Origin of the sequence: Streptomyces brasiliensis (genome assembly GCF_014647875.1) — a bacterium.
Lineage (GTDB): Bacteria > Actinomycetota > Actinomycetes > Streptomycetales > Streptomycetaceae > Streptomyces > Streptomyces brasiliensis.
Genome location: NZ_BMQA01000002.1, coordinates 22,196 through 46,521, shown reverse-complemented (window position 1 = coordinate 46,521; position 24,326 = coordinate 22,196). Strand labels below are relative to the sequence as shown.

Below are 24,326 nucleotides of genomic sequence, written 5' to 3'. Positions count from 1 at the left end.
CCGGGGTGCCGCTCGATGGCGTTCTGCCATACTGCGAGCGTCCCGCCGCCGGTTGAGACCAGGGTCCGAATTGAACATCAGTCAACAGGCTGCCGTCGTCCGTCCCCGGGCCCGCGGCACCGAGCGCTCCGTGGCACGACGCGCCGAACTCATCGCCATCGGGCGGAAGTTGTTCGCCGACACGTCGTATGACGCGCTCTCCATGGACGACATCGCCCGCCAGGCGCATGTCGCCAAGGGGCTGATCTACTACTACTTCCAGTCCAAGCGCGGCTATTACCTGGCGATCATCGAGGATTCGGTCGCCGACCTGGTCTCCTTCGCCGCGAGCGGTCTCGAGCTGCCGGCCGTGAACCGCGTCCAGCGCACCATCGACAGCTATCTGCGCTTCGCCGAGAACCACCAGGCCGCCTACCGCACCATCGTCAGCGGCGGCGTCGGCTTCGACGCCGAGGTGCACGCCATCCGTGACGGCGTGCGCGAGGCGATCGTCTCGACCATCGCCGAGGGGGCGTACGGCCGCGTCGACGTCTCACCGCTCGCACGCATGGGCCTGCTGTCCTGGGTGTGCAGCGTCGAGGGCGCCACCCTCGACTGGATGAGCCGCGACGACCTGAGCCGCGACACCATGCGCGAACTGCTGGTCAAGACGCTCGGCGGAGTCCTGCGCGCCATCGAGGAACTGGACCCCGCCTACCGGGCACCGCGGCCGGCCCGCCGCGACTCCTGACGCGGCGGGGCGGAGGCGGTCACGCCCCGCCCCTTCTCGGGCCGCCCGAAGGCTAGCTGATCGCCTTGATCAGCTCACCGTTCGCGGTGTCCCCGCTCAGCTCCCAGACGAACGTGCCGCCCAGACCCTGCTGGTTCTTGTACGTCATCTTGGTCGCGATGGTCGCCGGGGTGTCGTAACTCCACCAGTCGCTACCGCACTTGGCGTACGCGGTGCCGCCCACCGTGCCGGTCGCCGGGCATTTCGTCTTCAGCACCTTGTAGTCGTCGATGCCCTGCTCGTACGTCCCCGCCGCCGGGCCGGTCGCCGCGCCGCCCGGCGCCGCCTGCGTGACGCCGGTCCAGCCGCGGCCGTAGAAGCCGATGCCGAGCAGCAGCTTGGAGGCCGGAACGCCGAGACCCTTGAGCTTCGCGATGGTCGCCGAGGTGTGGAAGTCCGTCTTCGGGATGCCGGAGTAGGAGGTCAGCGGCGAGTGCGGGGCGGTCGGGCCGGTCGCGTCCCAGGCGCCGAAGAAGTCGTACGTCATAGGGTCGTACCAGTCGACGTACTGGGCCGCGCCCGCGTAGTCCGCCGCGTCGATCTTGCCGCCGCTCGTCGCGTCGGCGGTGATCGCCGCGGTGACCAGGCTGCCGGGGCCGAACTTCGAACGCAGCGCCGCCATCACGTTCTTGAAGGCGTCCCGCCCGCTGGTGTCGCACGTGTTGCCGCAGGCGTTCGGGTACTCCCAGTCGATGTCGATGCCGTCGAAGACGCCCGCCCACGTGGAGTTCTTCACCAGGTCGTAGCAGGACTGGGCGAACGCGGCCGGGTTCTTCGCGGCCTCGCCGAAGCCGCTCGACCAGGTCCAGCCGCCGAAGGACCAAAGGACCTGCAGACCCGGGTGCTTCTTCTTCAGCTTGAGCAACTGGTTGAAGTTGCCGCGCAGCGGCTGGTCCCAGGTGTCGGCGACTCCGTCGACCGACTCGGCGGCGGTGTAGGCGCGGTCGGTGGCGGCGTAGGCGTCACCCATCGCGCACTTGCCGCCGGTGACGTTGCCGAACGCGTAGTTGATGTGGGTCAGTTCGGCGGCCGAGCCGGAGGTCTCGACGTTCTTGACGTAGTACTTGCGGTCGTAGGTGCCCCATTCGGTGAAGTAGCCGACAACCTTCGAGCCGGCTGCCTTGGGCGCGGCCGCGTCCCGGGCGGCCGGTGTGGCGGTCGCGGTGCCCGCGCCGGCCAGCAGTCCGGCGCCGAGGACGGCGCAACAGACGGCGGAGAGCAGCGCCCGGAAGCCGCTGCGGGAATGGTGGGGGGTGTGCATCGGGTGTCTCCTCGTGGGGGAGGGGAACGCGCGCCGATTGGCATGAACGCGATCAAGCCGTGATCCGAGAGCGTAGGAGGACTAGACCAGCACGGTCAATGGTTCGGACCAATTTCGGGCGAGTGGGAGGTGCGGGTGAATTCTTGAAGTGAGCGGTCGTTAACAAGTGACTTGCTCTGCCCGATCGGGCATACTCACAGCGCAGAGCCGCTGGTCAGCAGCTTCCGCGACCCGGGAGCGCGCACCGGTCGGACTCCGCAGGACCAGGCGGCGCCGCCTCACCGAGGGCGCACGTCCGCCGATGTGCCCGACACAGGGAGGAGACCGTCGCCATGTCCGACCGCGACCAGCAGCCGGTGGAGCGCCAGCTGCCCACCGACGAGTCCCGGGACCTGATCGCGCTCGTCCGCGACATCGCGCAGCGCGAGATCGCCCCGAAGGCCGCCGAGGAGGAGGACGCCGGGCGCTTCCCGCGCGAGGTCTTCACGCTCCTCTCCGAGTCCGGACTGCTCGGCCTGCCCTACGACTCCGAGTACGGCGGCGGCGACCAGCCGTACGAGGTCTATCTCCAGGTCCTCGAGGAGCTCGCCGCGGCCCGCCTCACCGTCGGCCTCGGCGTGAGCGTCCACACCCTCGCCTCCTACGCGCTGGCCGCCTACGGCACCAAGGGACAGCAGGTCGAGCACCTGCCCGCGATGCTCGGCGGCGGCCTGCTCGGCGCCTACTGCCTGTCCGAACCGTCCTCCGGCTCCGACGCGGCGTCCCTCCGCACCAAGGCCGTGCGGGACGGCGACCACTGGGTGATCACCGGTACGAAGGCCTGGATCACGCACGGCGGGATCGCCGACTTCTACACGGTCATGGCCCGCACCGGCGAGGAGGGCTCGCGCGGGATCACCGCGTTCCTGGTGCCCGGCGACGCCGAGGGGCTCACCGGCGCGGTGCCCGAGAGGAAGATGGGGATGAAGGGCTCACCCACCGCCCAGGTCCACTTCGACGGCGTGCGGGTCCCCGACGAGCGGCGCGTCGGCGAGGAGGGCCAGGGCTTCGCCATCGCGCTGGCCGCGCTCGACTCCGGGCGGCTCGGTATCGCCGCCTGCGCGATCGGCCTGGCCCAGGCGGCGCTGGACGAGGCGGTGGCGTACGCCACCGGGCGCCGGCAGTTCGGGCGGCCGATCTCCGACTTCCAGGGGCTGCGCTTCATGCTCGCCGACATGGCGACGCAGATCGAGGCGGGCCGGGCGCTGTATCTGGCGGCGGCACGGCTGCGGGACGCGGGCCGGCCGTTCGCCAGGCAGGCGGCGATGGCCAAGCTGCACTGCACCGACACGGCGATGAAGGTGACCACCGACGCCGTCCAGATACTCGGCGGGTACGGCTACACCGCCGACTTCCCGGTCGAGCGCTATATGCGCGAGGCTAAGGTCCTGCAGATCGTCGAGGGCACCAACCAGATCCAGCGGATGGTCATCGCCCGTCATCTGGCGGGCCCTGAGGCGCGCTGAACCGGCTCAGGGCGACCGGGAGGGCCGCCAGCCTGACCCATTCCGGGTCGTGGCGGCCCGGCAGGGTGCGGCCCCGGTCGGCCCAGGTGCGCATCAGGTCGCGGTAGATGGGCGGGTCCTGGTGCTGGGGCGGCTGGACCGAGTCTCCGGGCGTGGGGACGAAGAGTCGGCGCTGACGCCCGGTTACCGAGTACGTGGGGGGCATACCTGGGCAACGCGAGCGCGCCGGACCAGGTCACCGATCAGCACAATCGGGCGTGAGTTCGCGAACGTCCGCACGCGCCCGAGGGCTCCCCGAGCGGTCTGACGTACCCTCACCCGAACGTCCCCAGGAGGTCGGCCGCCCTCGACCGTCCCGTACCGCTGGTGGGGCACCCGCCCACCGGTTGCCCCGGTCCATGCGACATGGGGCAACCGGAAGCGTGGCCAACTCCGGGTGCGGGAAGCCGAGTTCGTGGACCGCCCGGCGGCCAGGTGCCGCGCCGGGCAGGGGCCTCAGGCGGCCTGGTGGCGCATCTCAGGGACGCGCATCGGGCGCGAGCCCGGGCCTCCGACGTGCGAGAAGGGCTGCGTCCGCCAGTTCAGGCCCTGGGGAAGCGTCAACAGGAGGGCGGTGTCCTGCTCCTGCGGCTCGACGGACTCGTCCGCGGACGGGGCCTCGCTCGCGGAACGGCCTGTACCGGCACAGACCGTGAGGCCGAACGGGTTCCACGGCGAGGCACACAGCGCGTGCTCCGGCAGGACCTCCTCGTCCGCGAGCAGCGCGATGGGCTGCGCGCAGTCCGGGCAGATCACCCGGTACATCTCGAAGGTGTCGTACGCGTCGAGTTCCTCGGCCTCGTAGGCGTCGAGTTCGGCGCCCTCCGGCTCGGGCTCGACGACCGGCTGCTGCCGCTTGGACGCGGTACGACCAGGGCGCTTAAGACTCTGCATGGGATTCTCCCCCTCGGGCTGGGCCGTGAAGGCGCTGCGGCCTCGACCACAGCAAGCATTTCCCGTCCGCTCTCGGCGGTAATCACGGGAACATCACGGAGCCTGCGTGAAGGCTGTGGCGTTCGTCACATGCCGACCGCAGGTGCCCGGTGCGGCCGTTTTGTCCCCCACGCGGCTCACAACCAGCTCTCGAGCACATCACGAACCGGCTATGACCTGGGGTGCTCAGGTATCCGAGGAGATCAGGCGCACTGTAGGTTTTGGCGCCATGGAGGAGCTGGACCGTCAAATCGTGCAGCTGCTCGTCAAGGACGGGCGGATGAGCTACACAGACCTGGGCAAGGCCACTGGGCTGTCCACGTCGGCCGTGCACCAGCGGGTGCGCCGGCTGGAACAACGCGGCGTGATCCGCGGGTATGCCGCGGTCGTCGACCCCGAGGCCGTGGGGCTGGCCATGACGGCCTTCATCTCGGTGAAACCGTTCGACCCCAGTGCACCCGACGACATCGCGGACCGTCTGGCCGACGTCCCCGAGATCGAGGCCTGCCACAGCGTCGCCGGCGACGAGAACTACATCCTCAAGGTACGGGTGGCCACGCCGCACGAACTGGAGGAACTGCTGGCCCGGTTGAGGTCGCTGGCGGGGGTGTCGACGCGGACGACGGTCGTGCTGTCCACGCCGTACGAGGCCCGCCCGCCTCGCATTTGAGTGCCGGCCGCTGTGGGCGGTCGTTCCGCTGGGTGACGGGGGAGGGCGGGCACTGCCGGCAGCACCCGGTGCCGTCCTGACCGGCCCCAGGTGCGGTTCCGGCGGCTCGGCACGAGAAACTGACGTCATGAGTGAGCGCACCGACCAGCCGCAGACCGTCCTGCTCCGCCGTGGAGAGGTCCACAGCCCGGCCGATCCCTTCGCCACCGCGATGGTGGTGGAGCGCGGCCAGGTGGCGTGGGTCGGCTCAGAGGGGGCCGCCGACGCGTTCGCGGACGGCGTCGACGAGGTCGTCGATCTCGACGGGGCCCTGGTCACCCCGGCGTTCACCGACGCCCACGTGCACACCACGTCGACCGGCCTCGCCCTCACCGGCCTCGACCTGTCCGACGCGCCCTCCTTGGACGCGGCGCTGGCCCTCGTGCGGGACTTCGCCGCGGCCCGCCCCGACGACCGCGTCCTGCTCGGGCACGGCTGGGACGCCGCCCGCTGGCCCGGGGGCCGGGCACCGCGCCGGGACGAGCTCGACGAGATCACCGGCGGACGCCCGCTGTATCTGAGCCGGATCGACGTCCACTCCGCCGTCGTCACCACCGCGCTGCTGGATCTGGCACCCGGCGTCCGCGGCAAGGCCGGCTTCTCCGACGGCCTGCCGCTCACCCGCGACGCCCACCACGCCGTACGCGCCGCCGCGTTCGCCGCCGTCACTCCCGCCCAGCGCGCCGAGGCCCAGCGCGCCGCCCTCGCGCACGCGGCCTCCCTGGGCATCGGCTCCGTCCATGAGTGCGGCGGGCCGAAGATCTCCTCCGAGGACGACTTCACCGGCCTGCTGCGGCTGGCGCGGGAGGTGCCCGCACCCCGGGTGATCGGCTACTGGGCGGACCAGGACATCGACAAGGCCCGGGAACTGGGCGCCGTCGGGGCCGCGGGCGACCTCTTCGTCGACGGCGCCCTCGGCTCGCACACCGCCTGTCTGCATCAGCCGTACGCCGACGCCGACCACACCGGCACCGCCTACCTCCACGCGGCCGCCGTCGCCGCCCATGTCGTCGCCTGCACGGAGGGGGGACTCCAGGCCGGGTTCCACGCGATCGGTGACGCCGCCGTCAGCGCCGTCGTCGAGGGCGTGCGCGCCGCCGCCGAGAAGGTCGGCCTCGCCCGCGTCCGCGCCGCCCGCCACCGCGTCGAACACGCCGAGATGCTCACTCCCGAGACCATCGCCGCCTTCGCCGAACTCGGCCTGACCGCCTCCGTCCAGCCCGCCTTCGACGCGCTGTGGGGCGGCCAGGACGGCATGTACGCCGACCGTCTGGGCGCTGAGCGGGCCCGCACGCTCAACCCCTTCGCGGCCCTGCTGAGGGCGGGCGTTCCGCTCGCCTTCGGCTCCGACAGCCCGGTCACCCCGCTCGACCCGTGGGGCACGGTCCGCGCGGCCGCCTTCCACCGCACGCCCGAGCACCGGGTCTCCGTACGCGCCGCGTTCACCGCGCACACGCGCGGCGGCTGGCGGGCCGTCGGCCGGGACGACGCGGGCGTCCTGGTGCCCGGCGCGCCCGCGGACTACGCGGTGTGGCGCACCGACGAACTCGTGGTCCAGGCCCCCGACGACCGTGTCGCGCGCTGGTCGACCGATCCGCGCTCCGGCACCCCCGGCCTGCCCGATCTGACCCCCGGCCACGACCTGCCGCGCTGTCTGCGAACAGTGGTCGGCGGACGGACGGTGTTCGTAGGGCCGGGCGAGTGATCTCCCGGGGTGGCGCAGAGTCGATCATCCCGCGCCGCATCGTCGCGCGACCTGCGTATCCTCCGCGGTGACCAGGAAGGGGAGGGAATCTCCGCAGGTCAAACGGCTGTTGACAGCCAGCAGCAGGGGGCCGGTAGGTTCGGCCGAGTCCACCACCGGACGCCCGACCGGAGAACCTCCGCGCAACTCGTCGCAGCGCCGCTGGGTCAGGGACGGTGTGCCGCACGGGGCACCGTCGCTGGGAGCCAGGCTCAGCGCCCGCGCCGACGAGGGAAGTTCCGGCCGGTCGGGAAGGTGTGACCCGGGTGGGGCCCGGACGCTCAGTAGACAACGGCTTTCGGTCGACCCGCAGCCAGCGGGTCCCAGGTCGGCCCGAAGGGCGCCGGGCCTCCCTCCGCAGGGGACGCACACGACGAAACCGTGCACTCTTACCCCGCTCTTGCGGAATCGACACCACCGTTCGCACGCGCTGTCACGTCATCGCAGGCCGCGGCCACTATGGTGGACCCCTGCGTACGACACGAAGGGGCAGCAGTGAACGACGGCGACGGGACCCTCGCGGCACAGGACCGGGGGAGGCGGTTCGGCCCCCTCGGCACCGCCTTGGTGATCATTCCGACGTACAACGAGGCCGAGAACATCAAGTCCATCGTCGGCCGGGTGCGCAGGGCCGTCCCCGAGGCCCATGTCCTCGTGGCGGACGACAACAGCCCCGACGGCACGGGCAAGCTCGCCGACGAACTCGCCGCCGAGGACGACCACGTCCAGGTGCTGCACCGCAAGGGCAAGGAGGGCCTCGGCGCCGCCTACCTCGCAGGGTTCCGCTGGGGCCTGGAGCACGGCTACGGCGTGCTGGTCGAGATGGACGCCGACGGCTCCCACCAGCCCGAGGAACTGCCCCGGCTGCTCACCGCACTCAAGGGCGCCGACCTCGTGCTCGGCTCCCGCTGGGTGCCCGGCGGTCGTGTCGTGAACTGGCCCAGGAGCCGGGAGTTCCTCTCCCGCGGCGGCAGCACCTACTCGCGGCTCATGCTCGACGTGCCGATCCGGGACGTGACCGGCGGCTACCGCGCGTTCCGCCGCGAGACCCTCGAGGGTCTCGGCCTCGACGAGGTCGCCTCCCAGGGCTACTGCTTCCAGGTCGACCTGGCCCGCCGCGCGGTCAAGGCCGGCTACCACGTGGTCGAGGTCCCGATCACCTTCGTGGAGCGCGAGCACGGCGACTCCAAGATGAGCCGTGACATCGTAGTCGAGGCGCTGTGGCGCGTGACGTCGTGGGGCGTGGGAGAGCGGCTCACGAAGATCGCCCGCCGCCCCGGACGGCGGTAGCCGGGCCCCTTGTCCCGGACCGAGCCATGCCCAGGCACACTGGGAGCATGACGACTGGCGCTCCCACCCCTCAGCCCTCCGTCCGGCCCCGGCGCTCGCGGCTGCGTACGTTCCTGCCGCTGGGCATCGCCGTGTGGCTCGTGCTGGAGATCTGGCTGCTGACCGTGGTTGCGGGCGCGGCGGGCGGCCTGACCGTGTTCCTGCTGCTGGTGGCCGGTCTCGTCGCCGGTTCCGTGGTCGTCAAGCGGGCCGGCCGGCGCGCGTTCCAGAACCTCAACGAGGCCCTCCAGCGCGGTGGCTCCCCGGAGCGCGCGGGCGGCAACGGCTTTCTGATGCTCGGCGGGCTGCTGCTGATCATCCCCGGCCTGATCTCGGACGGGATGGGCCTGCTGCTCCTGATCCCGCCACTGCAGAAGGCGCTGAGCCGCATCACGGAACGTACCGTCGAGCGCAAGCTGCGGCAGGCGGCACCCGGCTCCCTCGGAGACGCCTTTCAGCAGGCTCGCATTCACCGTCCCGACGGGAAGATCGTCCAAGGTGAGGTCGTCCGGGACGACCGGGGCGAAGCCGGCGGCGCTCCGCGCGAGCAGCGCCCGCCGCTGACCCGCTGAGACCGGCTGCCGGGGTCGTCCTGACGAGGGCGCCGCGTCCGCGCACGACGAAAAACCGTGGGCGCCGTACGTCGGGATGACGTACGGCGCCCACGATTGATCACGCGTCGTGCAGCCGGCTCCGCGCTAGGCGCTCTTGCGGCTGTCCCGGGGGTGAACAGCGATGTTCATCGCCCCGGAGCGCAGAACGGCGAGGCGCTCCTCGAGGACCTCTTCGAGCTCCTCACGGGTGCGCCGCTCCATCAGCATGTCCCAATGCGTACGCGCCGGCTTGGCCTTCTTCTCCTCAGGTCCGTCGCCGTCCACCAGGAGTGCCTGGGCACCGCAGACCTTGCACTCCCACTCCGGCGGAATCTCCGCCTCGACCGAGAAGGGCATCTCGAAGCGGTGCCCCTTCTCGCATGCGTACTCCACGGCCTGGCGCGGGGCCAGGTCGATGCCGCGGTCCGTCTCGTAGCTGGTCACCACGAGGCGCGTACCGCGAAGAGCTCGCTCACTCATGAATCGTGCCTCCCGGGCTTGTCGCCCACAGGACAGGTGTCGCTGTCGTCGTCATCCGGTCAACGTCCGGTCGGCGGTAAAGATTCCCGTTCCGAATCCCGTTCCGGGTCATGCGTCGCCGTCGTAGCCGCCCCTTGTTGTACCCACCGGCGCCCGGTTTGTCACATCTGCTAGCAGATGTCACCCAGCGTTGCGGCATCTTTGACGCGCAGTAACGGTACGCCTGGCAGGCCAAACGCGTACACTACCGCCCTTTCGTGTTGAGCGCTAAATCAGCGCTAGATCTTCTCCGGGACGGGGTTGCCCGCGTCCCCGATCGCCCTGCGCACCGGAACCCGTGCGAGCAGCACGAACCCGATGACGAAGAAGGCCACCAGCGAGAGGATCGCGGAGCGGTAGCTACCGGTCAGCTGGTATGTCACACCGAACAGCAGCGGGCCCAGCCAGCTCATGCCGCGGTCGCTCATCTCGTACGCCGAGAAGTACTCGGCCTCCTTACCCGGCGGGACGAGATGCGAGAACAGTGACCGGGACAGTGCCTGGCTCCCGCCGAGCACCAGTCCGATCCCGGCGGCCAGCACGAAGAACCAGAACGGCGCCCCGGCCGGCAGGAAGTACCCGGCTGCCAGCGTGAGCGTCCAGGCGATCAGGGACCCGAGGATCGTGCGTTTCGCGCCGTAGATCACCGCCAGCCGCCCCATCGCCAGCGCGCCCGCGACGGCGAGCACCTGCACCAGGAGCACGGCCCCGATGAGCGTCGACTGCCCGAGGCCCAGCTCCTCCGAGCCGTAGACCGACGCCTGCGAGATCACCGTCTGGATGCCGTCGTTGTAGATGAGGTACGCCAGCAGGAAGGAGAGCGTCAGCGGGTGCCGGCGCATGTCGCGGACCGTCGCCGCGAGCTGCCGCAGCCCGGTGGCCGTCGCCGTGGCCGCCGTGGCACGCCGGTCCCGCAGCCGCCGCAGCGGTACGAGCGTGAAGGCGCCCCACCACAGACCGGCCGACGCCAGGCAGATCCGGACCGCGGCCGTCTCCGAGAGACCGAAACTGTCGTGCGCGGTGTAGAGGACGAGGTTGACGACCAGAACCAGGGAGCCGGCCGCGTAACCGAACGCCCAGCCGCGGGAGGAGACCGCGTCGCGTTCCTCGGGCGGCGCGATCTGCGGCAGATAGGAGTTGTAGAGCATCGTCGCCACGGACTGGGCCGCGTTCGCGACGACCAGCAGCACCCCGCCCAGCAGATAGCGGTCGCCGTCGAGGAAGAACATGCCCGTCGTCGCCGCGGCACCCGTGTATGCGGCCGCCCCGAGCAGAGGCTTCTTGCGTCCGGTGCGGTCGGCCGCGCTGCCCACCAGGGGCATCACCACGATCGCCACGATCACCGACAGGGACACCGAGTAGGCGAAGAAGGACCCCGCCCGGACCGGAATGCCCAGCGGATGCACGAACCCGTCCGCGTCCGCCGCCGACTTGGCCACCGACGTCAGATAGGGGCCCAGGAACACGGTCAGGACGCTCGTCGAATAGACGGAGCACGCCCAGTCGTAGAAGTACCAGCCGCGTTGCTCGCGCCGCCGGTCCGCGGTCGCGTCGGCCGCCCCCGCCCGCACGGTCTCGGTGCCCACCCCTGCCCTCGCTTCTCCGCCGATGGTGCCGTGCGAAGGCGCGGCCCCGGAGCCGGGGTTCAGACCCAGACGCCCCGGTCCTCCATGACCTTGCGCAACGTGTCGATGTGATCGGTCATGATGCCATCCACACCGAGGTCCAGGAGCCGGTGCATCCGCTCCGGGTCGTTGATCGTCCACACGTGGACCTGCAGCCCGCGCGCGTGGGCGGCGCGGACGAAGCGCGGGTCGACCACCGGGACGCCGGACTGCGACTCCGGCACCTGCGCGGCGACCGCGGACCGGCGCACCGCCGCGGGCAGCCCCCAGGAGCGCAGCCGCAGGTTGAGCACGCCACGCGTGCCGAACGACGTGGCCAGACGCGGTCCGGCCAGCCGCTGGGCCCGCAGGACACGCGCCTCCGAGAAGGAGCCGACGCACACGCGGTCGTAGGCGTCGGTGCGCTCGATGAGGTCGAGCAGCGGCCGCAGCGCGGGCTCCGCCTTGATGTCCACGTTCCAGCGCACGTCGGGGAACGTCTCCAGCAGCTCCTCGAAGAGGGGCACCGGCTCGCTGCCCGCCACGCGCGCCTGCCGTACGTCCTCCCACGGCAGGTCGGCGATGCGGCCCGCCCCGTCGGTGACGCGGTCCAGCGTCGTGTCGTGGAAGGCGACCAGCCTGCCGTCCGCCGTGGCGTGCACATCGGTCTCGATGTAGCGGTAGCCCAGGTCGACCGCGCGCCGGAACTGCGCCACGGTGTTCTCCAGCCCGGCGGCGGCACCGCCCCGATGGGCGAAGGGGATGGGGCCCGGATGGTCGAGGTACGGGTGGCGTATCAGCGTGCTCACGGACGCAGTATCGCGCGTTCGGGTGGCGCGGTGGCAACGACCGTGCTGCGCTCCGATGCAGATGGGGCGGCGAACACGCGCAGGAAGAACTGGGCGAGGGGGCCGATGGACAGCGCGTACAGGAGGGTGCCGACGCCGACGGTGCCGCCGAGGACGAAGCCGGTGACGACGACGGCGACCTCGATCGCCGTCCGTATCAGCCGGATCGAGCGTCCGGTACGGCGGTGCAGTCCCGTCATCAGCCCGTCGCGCGGGCCGGGCCCGAAGCGCGCCGCGATGTAGAGGCCGGTCGCCACACCGTTCAGCACGAGGCCCCCCAGCAGGAGCGGAATCCGTACCGCGAGGGAGTGCGCCTCGGGGAGCAGGGCGAGCGTGCCGTCCATGGCCAGGCCGACGACGAAGACGTTGGAGACCGTGCCGAGGCCTGGGCGCTGGCGCAGCGGGATCCACAGCAGCAGCACGGCGGCGCCCACGATGATCGAGACCACGCCGATGGTCAGCCCGGTCAGCTCCGCGAGGCCCTGGTGCAGCACGTTCCAGGGCTCCAGGCCCAGGCCCGCCTCGACGAGCAGTGCGGAGCTCGCGCCGTACAGCGCGAGCCCTGCGTACAACTGGATCAGCCGTCTCCCGAGACGGCGCCGTGCGGACAAGAGGTACCCCCCTGGTGGTCATGGTGGACTGATGCATGTCACTCTGTGGCTTGAGATGGAATGCCATCCATGGCCAATCCGGGGAAGGTGGACTGATCGTCATGGCGCAGTGGACCTCGGCGGTGGGTGCCGCCCAGCTCGCCCGGCTGCTCAACTCCCAGCAGGACCGCCCCGCCGGCCCCGGCACGCGCCGTCCGCCCGCCTACCGCGTGCTCGCCGACGGCATCCGGCTGCTCGTCCTCGAGGGGCGCGTGCCCGTGGCCGCCCGGCTGCCCGCCGAACGCGAGCTGGCCCTGTCGCTCTCCGTCAGCCGCACCACCGTCGCCGCCGCCTACGAGGCGCTGCGCGCCGAGGGCTTCCTGGAGTCCCGGCGCGGCGCGGGCAGTTGGACGGCCGTACCCGCCGGGAACCCGCTGCCCGCCCGCGGTCTGGAACCGCTGCCCCCCGAGGCGCTGGGCTCGATGATCGACCTCGGCTGCGCCGCCCTGCCCGCCCCCGAGCCCTGGCTCACCCGCGCCGTCCAGGGCGCCCTGGAGGAACTGCCGCCGTACGCCCACACCCACGGCGACTACCCGGCGGGTCTTCCCGCCCTGCGCGCGATGATCGCCGAGCGCTACACCGCGCGCGGGATCCCCACCATGCCCGAGCAGATCATGGTGACGACGGGCGCCATGGGCGCCATCGACGCCATCTGCCATCTCTTCGCGGGCCGCGGCGAGCGCGTCGCCGTGGAGTCGCCGTCGTACGCCAACATCCTCCAGCTGATGCGGGAGGCGGGCGCACGGCTGGTCCCGGTCGCCATGGCCGAGGGGCTCAGCGGCTGGGACATGGACCGCTGGCGCCAGGTGTTGCGGGAGGCCGCGCCCCGGATCGCCTATGTCGTCGCCGACTTCCACAACCCCACCGGCGCGCTCGCCGACGAGGACCAGCGGCGCCGGCTGGTGGACGCGGCCCGCTCGGCGGGGACGGTCCTGGTCGCCGACGAGACGATGAGCGAACTGTGGCTGGACGACGGCCTCGACGGCGCCGCGATGCCGCGCCCCGTCTGCGGGTTCGACCTTGCGGGCTCGACCGTGATCACGGTCGGCTCGGCGAGCAAGGCCTTCTGGGCCGGGTTGCGGATCGGCTGGGTGCGGGCGGCCCCGGACGTGATCCGCAGCCTGGTCGCCGCCCGCGCGTACGCCGACCTGGGCACACCGGTCCTGGAGCAGCTGGCCGTCAACTGGCTGTTCAGCACCGGCGGTTGGGAGCAAGCGGTGCAACTGCGGCGCGCCCAGGCGCGCGAGAACCGGGACGCCCTGGTGACGGCGGTACGGCGTGAACTGCCGGGCTGGGAGTTCGAGGTCCCGCAGGGTGGACTCACGCTGTGGGTCCGCGCGGGCGGTTTGTCGGGCTCGCGCCTCGCGGAGGCGGGGGAACGGGTCGGCGTCCGCGTCCCGTCGGGCCCCCGCTTCGGCGTGGACGGTGCCTTCGAGGGGTATGTGCGGCTGCCGTTCACGGTCGGGGGAGCGGTGGCGGAGGAGGCTGCGGTCCGCCTGGCGGCGGCGGCACGGCTGGTGGAGACGGGGGCGACGGGGGCGGTGGAGGCACCGAGGACGTTCGTGGCGTAGCCGCTGACACCTTTGAACGCCGGACGCCGCGCCCCGAACGCCGCCTCAGCCGCGGGCAGTCGTGCCTCCCCCAGCGCCTCAAGGGCCTGGGGGAGGCACCCGGCAAGCGCCAGTGAGTGTCCCCACCCCCCCGCCCGGCACCAACGCCCGGCGCCTACCGAACTTCGCTCATGAACTCTCCAGTGCGACAGCCTCCGCCCGCACGGTCTCCACGGATGCCCTCTCCACAGCCCCCTCCCGCACGGCTCCCGGCTCGTCCGGCGGCGCCACCCGCCCCGGCAGCAGCGCTGCCACCGCCTCCCGGTCCCCCTCGCTCGCCGCGTCGTCGTAAGGATCCGGCGTAGCAGGAACCTGGAGCCGCAGCACAGGCCCGCTGCCCAGCCGGGCATAGCCACGTCCCGGCGGCACCTGCGCGAGCGGCGTCGTGTTCGGCGGCGCTCCCAGGACGACCGCCAATTGCTCCGGCGTCGCAGGCCCGAGCACGACGCGCGCGCGTGTGTGCTGCCGTACCGCCTCGCTCAACGCGTCCGTGCCCTCGAACTGTTCGGCGACGACCACCGTGACGTTCGCCGCGCGCCCGTGCCGCAGGGGTACCTGGAGCAGGGACTGCGGATCCGCGCGGCCGTCCGCGGCAGCCAGATGGGAGAAGACGCTCGGACGGTCGAGGAGGATCCACAGCGGACGCTTCGTGTCGTCAGGCGGCGTCTGCCCCTCCTGCCGGGCCCGGTTGGTGGTGATCAGCCGCCGTTCCGTCTCGTGCGCCGCCCATTCAAGGCCGGCCAGTGCCCCGGTGAGCCCGCACTCGACCCCGAGGACACCGCTGCGGCCCGCCAGGAACGCGTACTCACCGGTGCCGCCGCCCTCGACGATCAGCACGTCGCCGTACTGGAGCGCCTGCAGGGCGATGGAGCGCAGCAGCGTAGAGGTGCCGCTGCCGGGCCGGCCCAGGGCCAGCAGATGGGGCTCGGTGGAGCGGGCGCCGGTGCGCCAGACGACCGGCGGGACGTCGCGCTGAGCCTCGCCGTAGCCGAGCGGGAGCGTGCGCTGCACCTCGGTCGGGTCGGTGAAGCCCAGGACGGTCTCGCCCGGCGCGGTGACGAAGCGCTGCGCGGCGATGTCGGTGGGCAGGGGGGCGAGGACGGCGACCGTGAGCCGGTTGCCCTCCTCGTCCCAGGTGAAGTGGTACTCGCGGCCCCGGCCGGACTTCGCGGTGAGCAGGTGCTCGATCCGCGCGCGGGCCTCGGCCTCGCCGTCCGGGAAGTACGCCGGGTAGCGGATGACGAGGTGGCCGACCCGGCCCGCCTCGTCGAACTCGTGGGCGGAGAAGGCCTTCTCCCACTCCCCGCCGTGGGCGTAGAGCGGTGCCGGGTCCTCAGGGGTCGAGAAGTACGGCACGAGTGCCTCGTACAGCGACCGGAGCCGTTCGGCCTTCGGCGCGTCGGGGCCGTCGGGCTCCGCCGCGGTGCGGTCCCGGCCGTGCCAGGCCGCCGCCGCCATCAGGGAGACGACGGCGAGCAGCGGACCGTACGGCACGAGCGCCACGACCAGGACCAGCGAGGCCACCAGGAACAGCAGTGGACCGCGCTTGTCCTTGGGGGTGTCCGCCCACTTGCGCCGCCCGGCCGAGGCCAGCCGGCGCAGTCCGCGGGTGACGGTGATCAGCGGGTGGAGGATGTCCGTGGCGCTGTCGGCCGCCGTCCGGGCCAGCTCCCGGCCCCTGGCGATCTGTGCGCTGCCGTTGCTCAGAATGCGGGGGAGCGGGCGCAGGACCACAGCTGTCTCCTGACGGTACGTACGGGCGGGAGGGGCGGCGTCAGAACTTGATGCCGCCGAGCAGGCTCGCCAGGCTCTCGCCGCCCGCTTTGATGCTGGGGGCGATGGCCGTGCTGGCGAGGTAGAAGCCGAACAGGGACGAGGTCAGGGCGTGCGACGCCTTGAGCCCGTCCTTGCGGAAGAAGAGGAAGACGACGACGCCGAGCAGGAGGACGCCTGACATGGAGAGGTTCATTTGGGATCTCCTGGTGTCGAGAGGGGACAGTCACCATGAGTACTTCCAGCATCACAGTGTGTATCCATACGATAAAAGGTGCAACTGGGTGAATTACGGAAGATTCCCCCCAGGTGGCGGAGGGTTGGCCCGGCCGGGCATCGATCCATGCGCCGGATCGCCGGTGTCACCGCGTCCGGCAGGGTTCGCGATGATCTTTACCTCGGGCGCCTCGGGTCATGTGCCGCGGTAGCGCGTACGCTGGCGATTCACCCGTACGGGCGCGACCCGGTCGCTGCCGTACGCTCTGTCAGTCCCCGAAGGGACCCCGGAAGTCGCAGGAGAGGTGGTCCGGCCGATGAACGAAGCCCCCGACCCCGAGGTCGTGGAGCTGGCGACCAAGATCTTCGATCTGGCCCGGCAGGGGCGGACCGAGGCGCTCGTCGCATATGTGGACGCGGGCGTTCCGGCCAACCTCACGAACGACCGGGGCGACTCGCTCGTGATGCTCGCCGCCTATCACGGCCACGCCGACGCGGTGCGCGCGCTGCTCGCCCGCGGCGCCGAGGCGGACCGGGTCAACGACCGGGGTCAGACCCCGCTCGCCGGAGCCGTCTTCAAGGGTGAACAGGAAGTGATCGAGGCCCTTCTGGAGGGTGGCGCGGATCCGTCCCTGGGTACCCCCTCCGCCGTCGACACCGCCCGGATGTTCGGTCGGACGGAACTCCTGGAATTGTTCGGCGCACACTGATCCCAACGTCCTGACCAGGCACGACACGGAAAACGGGGGAGGCGGTGCCGGGCCGCCGGAAATCCGGTCGCGGCAGGAGAAACCCGCGAGTCATCATGACGTCGTGATTCACGGACGCGATGGCTGGGCAGGTGTTGCCGCACCGTGCGGGCCGTGATCGGTCCGCGTGGGCCACCGACGAGAGGCAGAGGAAGATGGTCTACAGCAAGCAGAAGACGGCGGGCGCCCCGACGTTGTGTCACGCGGCCAGGTAGTGCGTGTTCCCCGGTTGCGTCGACGCTTGATGTGAGGCTGTTTCCCATGTTCGATCCGGTCATAGCGCCCAGTGGTACGTTGCTCGGCCTGCTCCAGCGGGGCCGCGGCGACGGCACACTGCACGCGCTCACCGCCCCGCGCGCCGAAGCGCTCGCGGCCCTCAACCACTGTGTCCTGCGGGATCCCCGCCACGACTGGCAGGTCGAGAACCGCTCCCTCTACTACGCCCGTCTCCATCTCGACCTGAACGGCGAGCTGGACGCCATCGAGGCCCATCTCTTCGACCCGGAGGACGTCCTCGACCCCGAGGAGTCACGCACCGGGCTCGCCCTCGCCGTCCTCGGGCACCTCGCCTCCTACGGCAGGCGCGACGCGCTCGAACTGCTGCGCAAGTACGCCGCCTCGGGCGCCAACTGGGCCTGGGCCCTCGACGAACTCGCCCTCAGGGACGACGACGCGGGCCTGCGCGCCCTGGCCGCGCCCGTCCTCGCCCGGTTCCCCACCGACCCGCAGGGCGAGGCCGAGCTGGCCGCGGCCGTGCGCGACGCCTTCGAGCCCCGGCCGTGGCGGCTGTGGGCCGAGGATCCGCGCGAATCGGTCGCCGCACGCGTGCGTACCGCCCAGGAAGCCGGCTGTTTCGACCGCTGGCAGCGCCAGATGCGACCGACCGGGCCCCGCCCCGGATGGAGCGTGCAAGCCGTCTTCGACTGGGCCCAGCAGGGCATCGAACGCGGCGCGGCCCTCCATGTCCCGGCCGCCCGCTGTCTCGTGGCCGTCGCCGGGCCCGAGGACCGGCCGGAGATCGTCCGGGCCGCCCGGGACGGCACCGAGGGAGCCCGGTGCACGGCCCTGCGCTACCTCGCCGACAGCAACGACCCAGCCGCGCTCGAGCTGATCGAGGCCGCCGTGTCCGACGGCGAGCGGGCCGTCGCGGAGGCCGCCGTCGACGCCTTCGAGCGGATGCGCAGCATCGCCGCCGTCGAAAGGGCACGGGGCTGGGCCCGTCGGCCCGACGCTCTCGGCGCCGCCGCCGGACGCATGCTCGCCTGCCGCGGCGGCACCAAGGACAGCGATCTCGTCCTCGGCGCCCTGCGCGAAGCCGTGCGGGGCGAGGGCCCCGACGCGCCGACCCTGTGGACGCTCGTCGACGGCGCCGGACGCCTCGGCATCGTCTGCGCGGCGCCGGTTCTGCGCCATGTGTACCGAGAGACGGCGTCGTCCCATCTCCGCGGCCGCGCCGCCCGCGCCCTCGCCGCCACCGATCCCTCGTTCCCCGCCGGGTTCGCCGTCGAATGCCTGTGGGACTGCGAGGAAACCACGCGCGAACTCGCCGCCCGGCACGCCGAGACCGGTGATGCCCGGGTCGTCGAACGGCTCCGCCGGCTCGCGGCCGATCCGGCCGAGGAGGCCGAGGTCCAGACGGCAGTACGCAGCCGGATCGCACCCGACGGGCCCGTCGCGTGAACATCGGGTGACTCGCGGGTCAGGAGGGCATGGACGTGGTCTGACCTGCTCGAGTGTGCAGAGGAACGCTCACGGGACGTTCCCCGTACGGAAAGATCCACGTTGACGCGGCCACGTCCAGCGCGGCGAGAACACGGGTATGCGTGTCGTCATCGTGACCGAATCCTTTCCCCCCGATGTGAACGGCGTGGCCCACTGCGCGCTCCAGACCGCCCGACACCTCGTCGATCGCGGTCACGCTCCCCTCGTCGTCGCTCCGGCCCCCGCTCCCGGCAACAAGCCGGACGCGTCCGTGCCCTGCTCTGTCGTCCATGTCCCCTCCCTTCCGCTCCCGGGCTATCCCCAGGTCCGCGTGGCTCTCCCCAGCCGGCGCCTCGCCGCCGCCATGGTCGAGCACCGCGCCGACGTGGTCCACCTGGCCAGCCCCTTCATCCTCGGCGTCCGCGGCATGGCGGCCGCCGCCCGGCTCGGCATCCCCGCCGTGGCCGTCTACCAGACCGACCTCGCGGGTTACGCCCGCACCTACGTGGGCGCGGGCGAGGCGGCGGCCTGGCGGCGCATCCGCTCCGTCCACTCCGCCGCCGACCGCACCCTCGCCCCGTCCAGCGCCTCCCAGCACGACCTGGAGTCGCACGGCGTGCCCCGGGTCAGTCTGTGGCCACGCGGCGTGGACACCGTCCGTTTCCGGCCCGGCCTGCGCGACGAGGCGCTGCGGCGTGAACTCGCCCCCGACGGCGAGGTGATCGTCGGGTACGTCGGCCGGCTCGCCCCCGAGAAGCAGGTCGAACTCCTCGCCGGAGCCTGCGGCCTGGACGGTGTGCGGGTCGTGGTCGTGGGCGACGGACCCAGTCACGCCCATCTGACCGAGGCCCTGCCGGGCGCCGTCTTCCTCGGCCGGCGCACCGGCGACGACCTCGCCCGGATCTTCGCCTCGCTGGACGTCTTCGCCCACACCGGCCCCTTCGAGACCTTCTGCCAGACCGTCCAGGAAGCGATGGCCAGCGGCGTGCCCGTCATCGCCCCCGCGGCCGGCGGTCCGCTCGACCTGGTCGACCACGGGCGCACCGGACTGCTCGTGCCGCCGCGCGACGCGAACGCCGTGCAGGAAGCGGTGCGGACCCTGGCCGCCGACGCCGATCTGCGCGCCGCGTACGGCGCCGCCGCGCGGGAGACGGTCGAGGGTCGCACCTGGGCCGCCGTCGGCGACAAGCTGATCGCGCACTACGAGGACGTGCTCGCCGCGCGCCGGACGGTGGTGGCGGCATGACCTCCCCGACCAGCCCCTCCCTGCGGATCGTGCGGCTCGCCAACTTCGTCGCCCCCGCGTCCGGCGGCCTGCGCACCGCGCTGCGCGAGCTGGGCAAGGGGTTCCGGGTGGCGGGCCACGAACCGGTGCTCATCGTGCCGGGCGAGCGCCACACCGACCGGGACACCGAGCAGGGCCGGGTCATCACCCTGCCCGGCCCCGTCCTCCCCGGCACCGGCGGCTACCGCGTCCTCACCGACAAGCAGCGTGTCGCCGCCCTGCTGGAGGACCTGGCGCCGGACCGCCTGGAGGTGTCCGACCGTACGACGCTGCGGTGGACCGGCCGCTGGGCCCGGCGCGCCCGGGTCCCCGCCGTGATGGTCTCCCACGAGACCGCCGACGGCGTCCTGCGCACCTGGGGCCTGTCGGAGAACCTCTCCCGGCGGGCCGCCGACGCCCTCAACATCCGTACTGCGCACACCTACTCGCGGGTGGTGTGCACCACCGAGTTCGCCGAGCGCGAGTTCGTCCGCATCGGTGCCCGCAACGTCGTCCGTGCCCCGCTGGGCGTCGATCTGGCCGACCGGCACCCGTCGATGCGCGACCTCGGGCTGCGTGCCCGGCACGCGCGCGGGGACGAGGCGCTGCTGGTGATGTGCTCCCGGCTGTCCGTGGAGAAGCGGCCCGGCACGGCGCTCGACGCCCTGGAGGCACTGCTGCGGCGCGGCCGCCGGGCAGTGCTCGTGGTGGCCGGTGACGGACCGCTGCGGGCGCGCCTGGAACAGCGGGCGCGCGATCGCGGACTGCCGGTGACGTTCCTCGGGCACGTCACCGACCGGGCGCTGCTCGGCGCGCTCCAGGCCTCGGCCGACGTGGCCCTGGCGCCGGGGCCCGCGGAGACGTTCGGACTCGCCGCACTGGAGGCCATGGCGTGCGGTACGCCCGTCGTGGCGAGCGCCTCCTCGGCGCTGCCGGAGGTGATCGGCTCCGCCGGTGCCACGGCGGCCGACCGCGGCGAGGCGTTCGCGGACGCCGTGGACATGCTCCTGGAGCGCCCGGAGGCGGACCGCCGGGAGGCCGCACGCGCGCGTGCGGAGTGCTTCGGGTGGGGCACGGCGGTGGAGGCGTTCCTCGCCGCGCACGACGCGGTGGTGGTGGAGCGTACGGACGGAGCGGACGTCACTCCGACGGCACAGTCCCGTCGTGCCGACGGCGATGCGCCGGCACCGTTGCGTTCCGAGGCGCTCGACGCATCGGTGGCGTCCCGTCCCGGCGTGGACGAGACGGCGCTGCCGGCCCGTCGTGCAGACGGCGACGCGTCTTCGCGGTCTCGTTCCGACGCGCGCGAGGCGTCGGCCCCGTCCCGTCCGGACGCCTACGAGGCGTCGGCGCCGGCCCGTCGCGTCGTGGCGGAGGGCGTGGCATGAGACCCGTCCGGTTCGTGGCGCTCGGTGACTCGCTGACCGAAGGCGTGGGAGACCCCGTCCCGGACGGGTGGCGCGGCTGGGCCGCGCTGCTGGCCGGCGGGCTCTCCGACGAGCACGTGGAATTCACCAACCTCGCGGTCAGCGGGGCCCAGACCCGGGACGTCCTGGAGCGGCAGACCCCGGCGGCTCTCGAGCTGAAGCCGGACGTCGTCTCCGTCGTCATCGGCGTCAACGACACCCTGCGCTACACGTTCGACATCCACGCGGTGGCCGCCCGGCTCGACCAGGTCTACGCGGCCTTCACCGCGCAGGGTGCCACCGTGCTCACGGCCTGTCTGCCCGACCCCGGCTCGATGCTGGGGCTTCCGGGCGCCCTGGCCCGCCCGCTGGCCAGGCGGCAGCGCGCGGTCAACGCGGTGGTGCATGCGCTGTCCGAGCGGTATGGCGCCGTCCACCTGCATGCCGCGGAAGCCGACTGGATCAGCGACCGCGGCATGTGGAGCTCGGACCGGCTGCACCCGGGCGAGTGCGGGCACCGGCAACTCGCCCTGCGGTTCCACGCCCTGCTCGCGCGGGCGGGCACGGCGACGGGCCCCGTGCCCTCGCCCGAGCCCGAGTTCCCCGCACCCACCAGGTCGGCCAGCCTGTGGTGGCTGGCCACCGCCGGCACCGCCTGGGTGATCCGGCGCTGCACCGACCTGCTGCCGCAGCTCCTCACGCTGGCCGTGGACGAGATGCGGCACCGCGCGCGGGGCACCAGTGCCCGCCTCGACCTGAGGACGGCGCACGCGGTCTCCGCAGCGCTCGCCGCCGTGTCGGTGACCCCGACGGAACGGCCGGACGCCGCGTGAAGGCTCAGCGACGGCGTACGGCCAGGAACCGCACCGGAGTTCCCGGCGCCGCCTGCGCGGCGGCCGGGAGGTCGGTGGCGCGGACCACCGCGATCACCGGGTAGCCCCCGGTGGTCGGGTGGTCGGCCAGGAACACCACGGGGCGTCCGTCCGGCGGGACCTGGACGGCGCCCAGCACCATGCCCTCACTGGGCAGTTCGCCGGAAAGGGCCCGCTCCAGGGCGGGCCCCTCGGTGCGCAGACCGATGCGGTTGCTCGCGGACGACACGCGATACCTGCGGGACGTGAAGTCCTGTACGGCCGCGGGCGTGAACCAGTCCTCGCGCGGGCCGAACGTCACACGCAGCACGAGTTCGGCCGGCGGACGCGGCTGCGGGGCGACGTCCACGCGCGCGTGCGGGCCGGCGGCCTTACCCAGAGGCAGCACCGTCCCGTCCGTGAGCGGCGCGGGGCCCAGGCCGGACAACAGGTCCGTGGAACGGCTGCCGAGGACCGGTTCGACGGCGATGCCGCCGGAGACGGCCACATACCCCCGCACTCCGGCCACGGCCGCCCCCACCTCGAGCAGTTCCCCGGCCGGCACCACCACCGGAGCACCCCAGGCGACCGGCCGCCCGCCCACCCCGACCGGCGACGGAGCGCCCCCGACAGCCGCGATGACCGTGGAACGCGGGCGTATGGCACAGCCGTTGAGCGTGGTCTCCAGCACTGCGGCGTCGGGAGCGTTGCCCACCAGGCGGTTGACGAGCGCCGCCGCGGGCGCGTCCAGCGCCCCGGAACGCGGCACGCCTAGGTGGGCGTGACCGGGTCGCCCCCGGTCCTGCACCGTGGTGAGCGCCCCGGCGCGCACGACGACGAGCGCGCGGTCGCTCACGCCGCACCCACCGGTACGAATCGGATCCGGGCGCCCGGTGACAGGAGGGCCGCGGGCACGCGCGCGTGGTCCCACAGGACCGCGTCCGTCGTGCCGATCAGCTGCCAGCCGCCCGGTGACGAGCGCGGGTACACGCCCGTGTACGGCCCGGCCAGCGCCACGGCTCCGGCGGGTACGGCCGTGCGCGGGGTCGCCCTGCGTGGGACGTCGTAGCGGGTGGGGAGGCCGGTCAGATAGCCGAAGCCGGGCGCGAACCCGCAGAAGGCGACCGTGAATTCGGTGGCCGCGTGGATGCGGGCCGCCTCCGGCTCGGACACGCCCCAGAGCGCGGCGACGTCGGCGAGGTCCGGGCCGTCGTAACGGACTGGGAGTTCGACGACGACTTGCGTGGACGAGGGCGTGGGAGGGATCCGGGCGGTGGTCAGTTCGGAAGCCCAACCGACCGGATCGGCCAGGCCGTCGAGGAGTACCGTGCGCGCCGCGGGGACGATCTCCCGGACGGGCAGTGAGCCCTCCGCGCGCCGGCGCAGCAACTCGGCGTGCAGGGCCTGGGCCTCGTCGACCGAGGCGACCTCGACGAGCAGCGCGCTGTCGCCGACCGGCAGCGCCTTCATGCGAAGGACTCCACCCGCACGCCGGACGCCACCAAGCGCTCGTGCACCCGGCGCGCCAACTCGACGGCGCCCGGAGTGTCGCCGTGCAGACACAACGAGCGGGCGCGCACCGAGATCCGCGCGCCGGAGCGCGCGACGACCGCGCCCGAGCGCGCCAGTTCCACCGAGCGTCGGACCACCGTGTCGGGATCGGTGACGACCGCGCCGTCCTCGCCACGCGGCACGAGCGTGCCCTCCTCGGTGTACGCCCGGTCCGCGAACGCCTCCGTGACGGCCGACAGCCCGGCCTTGTCCGCCAGTTCGAGCAGACGCGAGCCGGGCAGTCCGAGGACCCGGAGCGAGGGGTCCGCGAGCAGCACACCGTCGATCACCGCCGCGGCCTGCACCTCGTCGTGCACGACCCGGTTGTAGAGCGCGCCGTGCGGCTTCACGTAGCCGACGCGTGTTCCCGCCGCGCGCGCGAAGACTTCCAGGGCGCCGATCTGGTACGCCACTTCGGCCGCCAGCTCGGCGGGCGGCACGTCCATCGCGCGCCGCCCGAACCCGGCCAGGTCCCGGTAGGAGACCTGTGCCCCGATCGTCACGCCGCGCTCCGCCGCCAGTTCGCACACCCGCCGCATGGTGGCCGCGTCCCCGGCGTGGAAGCCGCAGGCCACGTTGGCGCTGGTGACGACGGACAGCAGCCGTTCGTCGTCGGTCAGCCGCCAGCGGCCGAAGCCCTCGCCGAGGTCGGCGTTGAGATCGATGGTGCCCATGGCTCTTCCGTGTCTCCCTGTCCCCGTG

The 24,326-nt window shown here is 72.6% G+C and carries 22 protein-coding genes and 1 pseudogene; 12 read left to right on the top strand and 11 right to left on the bottom strand.

All coding sequences use genetic code 11. From position 1 onward, the window contains the following. The first annotated feature begins 70 nt into the window (after window positions 1-70). Entirely contained in the window at window positions 71-730 is a 660-nt protein-coding gene (locus IEZ19_RS03805) for a TetR/AcrR family transcriptional regulator (RefSeq protein ID WP_189309545.1), read from the top strand. Between the two features lie 52 nt (window positions 731-782). Here the strand turns inward: IEZ19_RS03805 and IEZ19_RS03800 are convergent, their stop codons facing one another. After that, entirely contained in the window at window positions 783-2,030 is a 1,248-nt protein-coding gene (locus tag IEZ19_RS03800) for a glycoside hydrolase family 18 protein (RefSeq protein WP_189309544.1), read from the bottom strand. 332 nt (window positions 2,031-2,362) lie between these two features. Between IEZ19_RS03800 and IEZ19_RS03795 the strand changes: the two genes are divergently transcribed. After that, window positions 2,363-3,535: an acyl-CoA dehydrogenase family protein gene (locus IEZ19_RS03795; protein ID WP_189309543.1), complete on the top strand. Its 1,173-nt coding sequence runs from the start codon at window positions 2,363-2,365 to the stop codon at window positions 3,533-3,535. A gap of 495 nt (window positions 3,536-4,030) precedes the next feature. On the opposite strand, the gene IEZ19_RS03790 is transcribed toward IEZ19_RS03795, so the two are convergent. Beyond that, complete coding sequence (locus IEZ19_RS03790) at window positions 4,031-4,468, bottom strand: hypothetical protein (protein ID WP_189309542.1); 438 nt, start codon at window positions 4,466-4,468, stop codon at window positions 4,031-4,033. Window positions 4,469-4,736: 268 nt separating this feature from the next. Between IEZ19_RS03790 and IEZ19_RS03785 the strand changes: the two genes are divergently transcribed. The 4 genes from IEZ19_RS03785 (at window position 4,737) to fxsA (ending at window position 8,861) form a co-directional block, all read left to right on the top strand. After that, window positions 4,737-5,177, top strand: coding sequence for an Lrp/AsnC family transcriptional regulator (locus IEZ19_RS03785; protein WP_189309541.1), 441 nt, complete (start codon window positions 4,737-4,739; stop codon window positions 5,175-5,177). Between the two features lie 127 nt (window positions 5,178-5,304). Then, window positions 5,305-6,921: an amidohydrolase gene (locus tag IEZ19_RS03780; RefSeq protein WP_189309540.1), complete on the top strand. Its 1,617-nt coding sequence runs from the start codon at window positions 5,305-5,307 to the stop codon at window positions 6,919-6,921. A 534-nt stretch (window positions 6,922-7,455) separates the two neighbouring features. Beyond that, window positions 7,456-8,250, top strand: a complete 795-nt coding sequence (locus tag IEZ19_RS03775) for a polyprenol monophosphomannose synthase (protein ID WP_229839925.1) — start codon at window positions 7,456-7,458, stop codon at window positions 8,248-8,250. 47 nt (window positions 8,251-8,297) lie between these two features. Then, window positions 8,298-8,861, top strand: a complete 564-nt coding sequence (fxsA, locus tag IEZ19_RS03770; RefSeq protein ID WP_189309538.1) for an FxsA family membrane protein — start codon at window positions 8,298-8,300, stop codon at window positions 8,859-8,861. A gap of 126 nt (window positions 8,862-8,987) precedes the next feature. Here the strand turns inward: fxsA and IEZ19_RS03765 are convergent, their stop codons facing one another. The 4 genes from IEZ19_RS03765 to yczE form a co-directional block, all read right to left on the bottom strand. Then, on the bottom strand, window positions 8,988-9,362 hold the full coding sequence (locus IEZ19_RS03765; protein WP_003977404.1) for an RNA polymerase-binding protein RbpA: 375 nt from the start codon (window positions 9,360-9,362) through the stop codon (window positions 8,988-8,990). A gap of 278 nt (window positions 9,363-9,640) precedes the next feature. Beyond that, window positions 9,641-10,987, bottom strand: coding sequence for an MFS transporter (locus IEZ19_RS03760; protein ID WP_189309537.1), 1,347 nt, complete (start codon window positions 10,985-10,987; stop codon window positions 9,641-9,643). 59 nt (window positions 10,988-11,046) lie between these two features. Further along, window positions 11,047-11,814, bottom strand: coding sequence for a glycerophosphodiester phosphodiesterase family protein (locus tag IEZ19_RS03755; RefSeq protein WP_189309536.1), 768 nt, complete (start codon window positions 11,812-11,814; stop codon window positions 11,047-11,049). Further along, on the bottom strand, window positions 11,811-12,464 hold the full coding sequence (gene yczE / locus IEZ19_RS03750) for a membrane protein YczE (RefSeq protein WP_189309535.1): 654 nt from the start codon (window positions 12,462-12,464) through the stop codon (window positions 11,811-11,813). The genes IEZ19_RS03755 and yczE overlap by 4 nt, the downstream gene beginning before the upstream one ends. Window positions 12,465-12,565: 101 nt before the next feature. On the opposite strand from yczE, the gene IEZ19_RS03745 reads away from it, so the two are divergent. Further along, window positions 12,566-14,074 (top strand): SCO1417 family PLP biosynthesis transcription factor, encoded by a 1,509-nt coding sequence (locus IEZ19_RS03745; protein ID WP_189309534.1) that lies wholly within the window; start codon window positions 12,566-12,568, stop codon window positions 14,072-14,074. Window positions 14,075-14,242: 168 nt separating this feature from the next. Here IEZ19_RS03745 and IEZ19_RS03740 read toward each other — a convergent pair whose 3' ends face one another. After that, entirely contained in the window at window positions 14,243-15,847 is a 1,605-nt protein-coding gene (locus IEZ19_RS03740) for a hypothetical protein (protein ID WP_189309533.1), read from the bottom strand. A gap of 40 nt (window positions 15,848-15,887) precedes the next feature. Next, window positions 15,888-16,082, bottom strand: a complete 195-nt coding sequence (locus tag IEZ19_RS03735; RefSeq protein ID WP_189309532.1) for a hypothetical protein — start codon at window positions 16,080-16,082, stop codon at window positions 15,888-15,890. Between the two features lie 337 nt (window positions 16,083-16,419). On the opposite strand from IEZ19_RS03735, the gene IEZ19_RS03730 reads away from it, so the two are divergent. The 5 genes and pseudogenes from IEZ19_RS03730 to IEZ19_RS03710 all read left to right on the top strand — a co-directional run bounded on the left by IEZ19_RS03730 (window position 16,420) and on the right by IEZ19_RS03710 (window position 22,055). After that, window positions 16,420-16,812: an ankyrin repeat domain-containing protein gene (locus IEZ19_RS03730; RefSeq protein ID WP_189309531.1), complete on the top strand. Its 393-nt coding sequence runs from the start codon at window positions 16,420-16,422 to the stop codon at window positions 16,810-16,812. Window positions 16,813-17,112: 300 nt separating this feature from the next. Beyond that, window positions 17,113-18,531, top strand: a complete 1,419-nt coding sequence (locus IEZ19_RS03725) for a HEAT repeat domain-containing protein (RefSeq protein ID WP_189309530.1) — start codon at window positions 17,113-17,115, stop codon at window positions 18,529-18,531. A 139-nt stretch (window positions 18,532-18,670) separates the two neighbouring features. Continuing rightward, a complete protein-coding gene (locus tag IEZ19_RS03720) occupies window positions 18,671-19,798 on the top strand; it encodes a glycosyltransferase family 4 protein (RefSeq protein WP_189309529.1) in 1,128 nt (375 codons plus the stop codon). Then, window positions 19,795-20,940 (top strand): annotated as a pseudogene (locus tag IEZ19_RS03715) (glycosyltransferase); the annotation flags it as partial. The gene IEZ19_RS03720 and the pseudogene IEZ19_RS03715, both read left to right, overlap by 4 nt. A gap of 260 nt (window positions 20,941-21,200) precedes the next feature. Next, window positions 21,201-22,055 carry an SGNH/GDSL hydrolase family protein gene (locus tag IEZ19_RS03710; RefSeq protein ID WP_189309528.1) on the top strand — a complete coding sequence of 285 codons (855 nt, stop codon included), beginning with the start codon at window positions 21,201-21,203 and terminating at the stop codon, window positions 22,053-22,055. Window positions 22,056-22,059: 4 nt separating this feature from the next. Here the strand turns inward: IEZ19_RS03710 and IEZ19_RS03705 are convergent, their stop codons facing one another. The 3 genes from IEZ19_RS03705 to IEZ19_RS03695 are packed head-to-tail and all read right to left on the bottom strand — an operon-like array spanning window position 22,060 to window position 24,298. Continuing rightward, window positions 22,060-22,929, bottom strand: a complete 870-nt coding sequence (locus IEZ19_RS03705) for a 5-oxoprolinase subunit C family protein (protein ID WP_189309527.1) — start codon at window positions 22,927-22,929, stop codon at window positions 22,060-22,062. Further along, window positions 22,926-23,543, bottom strand: coding sequence for a 5-oxoprolinase subunit B family protein (locus IEZ19_RS03700; RefSeq protein WP_189309526.1), 618 nt, complete (start codon window positions 23,541-23,543; stop codon window positions 22,926-22,928). Before IEZ19_RS03700 ends, IEZ19_RS03705 begins: the two co-directional genes overlap by 4 nt. Then, a complete protein-coding gene (locus IEZ19_RS03695; RefSeq protein ID WP_189309525.1) occupies window positions 23,540-24,298 on the bottom strand; it encodes a LamB/YcsF family protein in 759 nt (252 codons plus the stop codon). Before IEZ19_RS03695 ends, IEZ19_RS03700 begins: the two co-directional genes overlap by 4 nt. Window positions 24,299-24,326: the final 28 nt, after the last annotated feature.

Excerpts from the sequence above, each read along its gene's own strand:
- IEZ19_RS03730 (WP_189309531.1), top strand. The coding sequence starts at position 16,420 with ATGAACGAAGCCCCCGACCCCGAGGTCGTGGAGCTGGCGACCAAGATC.
- IEZ19_RS03785 (WP_189309541.1), top strand. The coding sequence starts at position 4,737 with ATGGAGGAGCTGGACCGTCAAATCGTGCAGCTGCTCGTCAAGGACGGG.
- IEZ19_RS03735 (WP_189309532.1), bottom strand. The coding sequence starts at position 16,082 with ATGAACCTCTCCATGTCAGGCGTCCTCCTGCTCGGCGTCGTCGTCTTC.
- IEZ19_RS03790 (WP_189309542.1), bottom strand. The coding sequence starts at position 4,468 with ATGCAGAGTCTTAAGCGCCCTGGTCGTACCGCGTCCAAGCGGCAGCAG.
- IEZ19_RS03800 (WP_189309544.1), bottom strand. The coding sequence starts at position 2,030 with ATGCACACCCCCCACCATTCCCGCAGCGGCTTCCGGGCGCTGCTCTCC.
- IEZ19_RS03700 (WP_189309526.1), bottom strand. The coding sequence starts at position 23,543 with ATGAAGGCGCTGCCGGTCGGCGACAGCGCGCTGCTCGTCGAGGTCGCC.
- IEZ19_RS03695 (WP_189309525.1), bottom strand. The coding sequence starts at position 24,298 with ATGGGCACCATCGATCTCAACGCCGACCTCGGCGAGGGCTTCGGCCGC.
- IEZ19_RS03710 (WP_189309528.1), top strand. The coding sequence starts at position 21,201 with ATGAGACCCGTCCGGTTCGTGGCGCTCGGTGACTCGCTGACCGAAGGC.
- IEZ19_RS03720 (WP_189309529.1), top strand. The coding sequence starts at position 18,671 with ATGCGTGTCGTCATCGTGACCGAATCCTTTCCCCCCGATGTGAACGGC.
- IEZ19_RS03725 (WP_189309530.1), top strand. The coding sequence starts at position 17,113 with ATGTTCGATCCGGTCATAGCGCCCAGTGGTACGTTGCTCGGCCTGCTC.
- IEZ19_RS03795 (WP_189309543.1), top strand. The coding sequence starts at position 2,363 with ATGTCCGACCGCGACCAGCAGCCGGTGGAGCGCCAGCTGCCCACCGAC.
- IEZ19_RS03765 (WP_003977404.1), bottom strand. The coding sequence starts at position 9,362 with ATGAGTGAGCGAGCTCTTCGCGGTACGCGCCTCGTGGTGACCAGCTAC.
- IEZ19_RS03780 (WP_189309540.1), top strand. The coding sequence starts at position 5,305 with ATGAGTGAGCGCACCGACCAGCCGCAGACCGTCCTGCTCCGCCGTGGA.
- IEZ19_RS03745 (WP_189309534.1), top strand. The coding sequence starts at position 12,566 with ATGGCGCAGTGGACCTCGGCGGTGGGTGCCGCCCAGCTCGCCCGGCTG.
- fxsA (WP_189309538.1), top strand. The coding sequence starts at position 8,298 with ATGACGACTGGCGCTCCCACCCCTCAGCCCTCCGTCCGGCCCCGGCGC.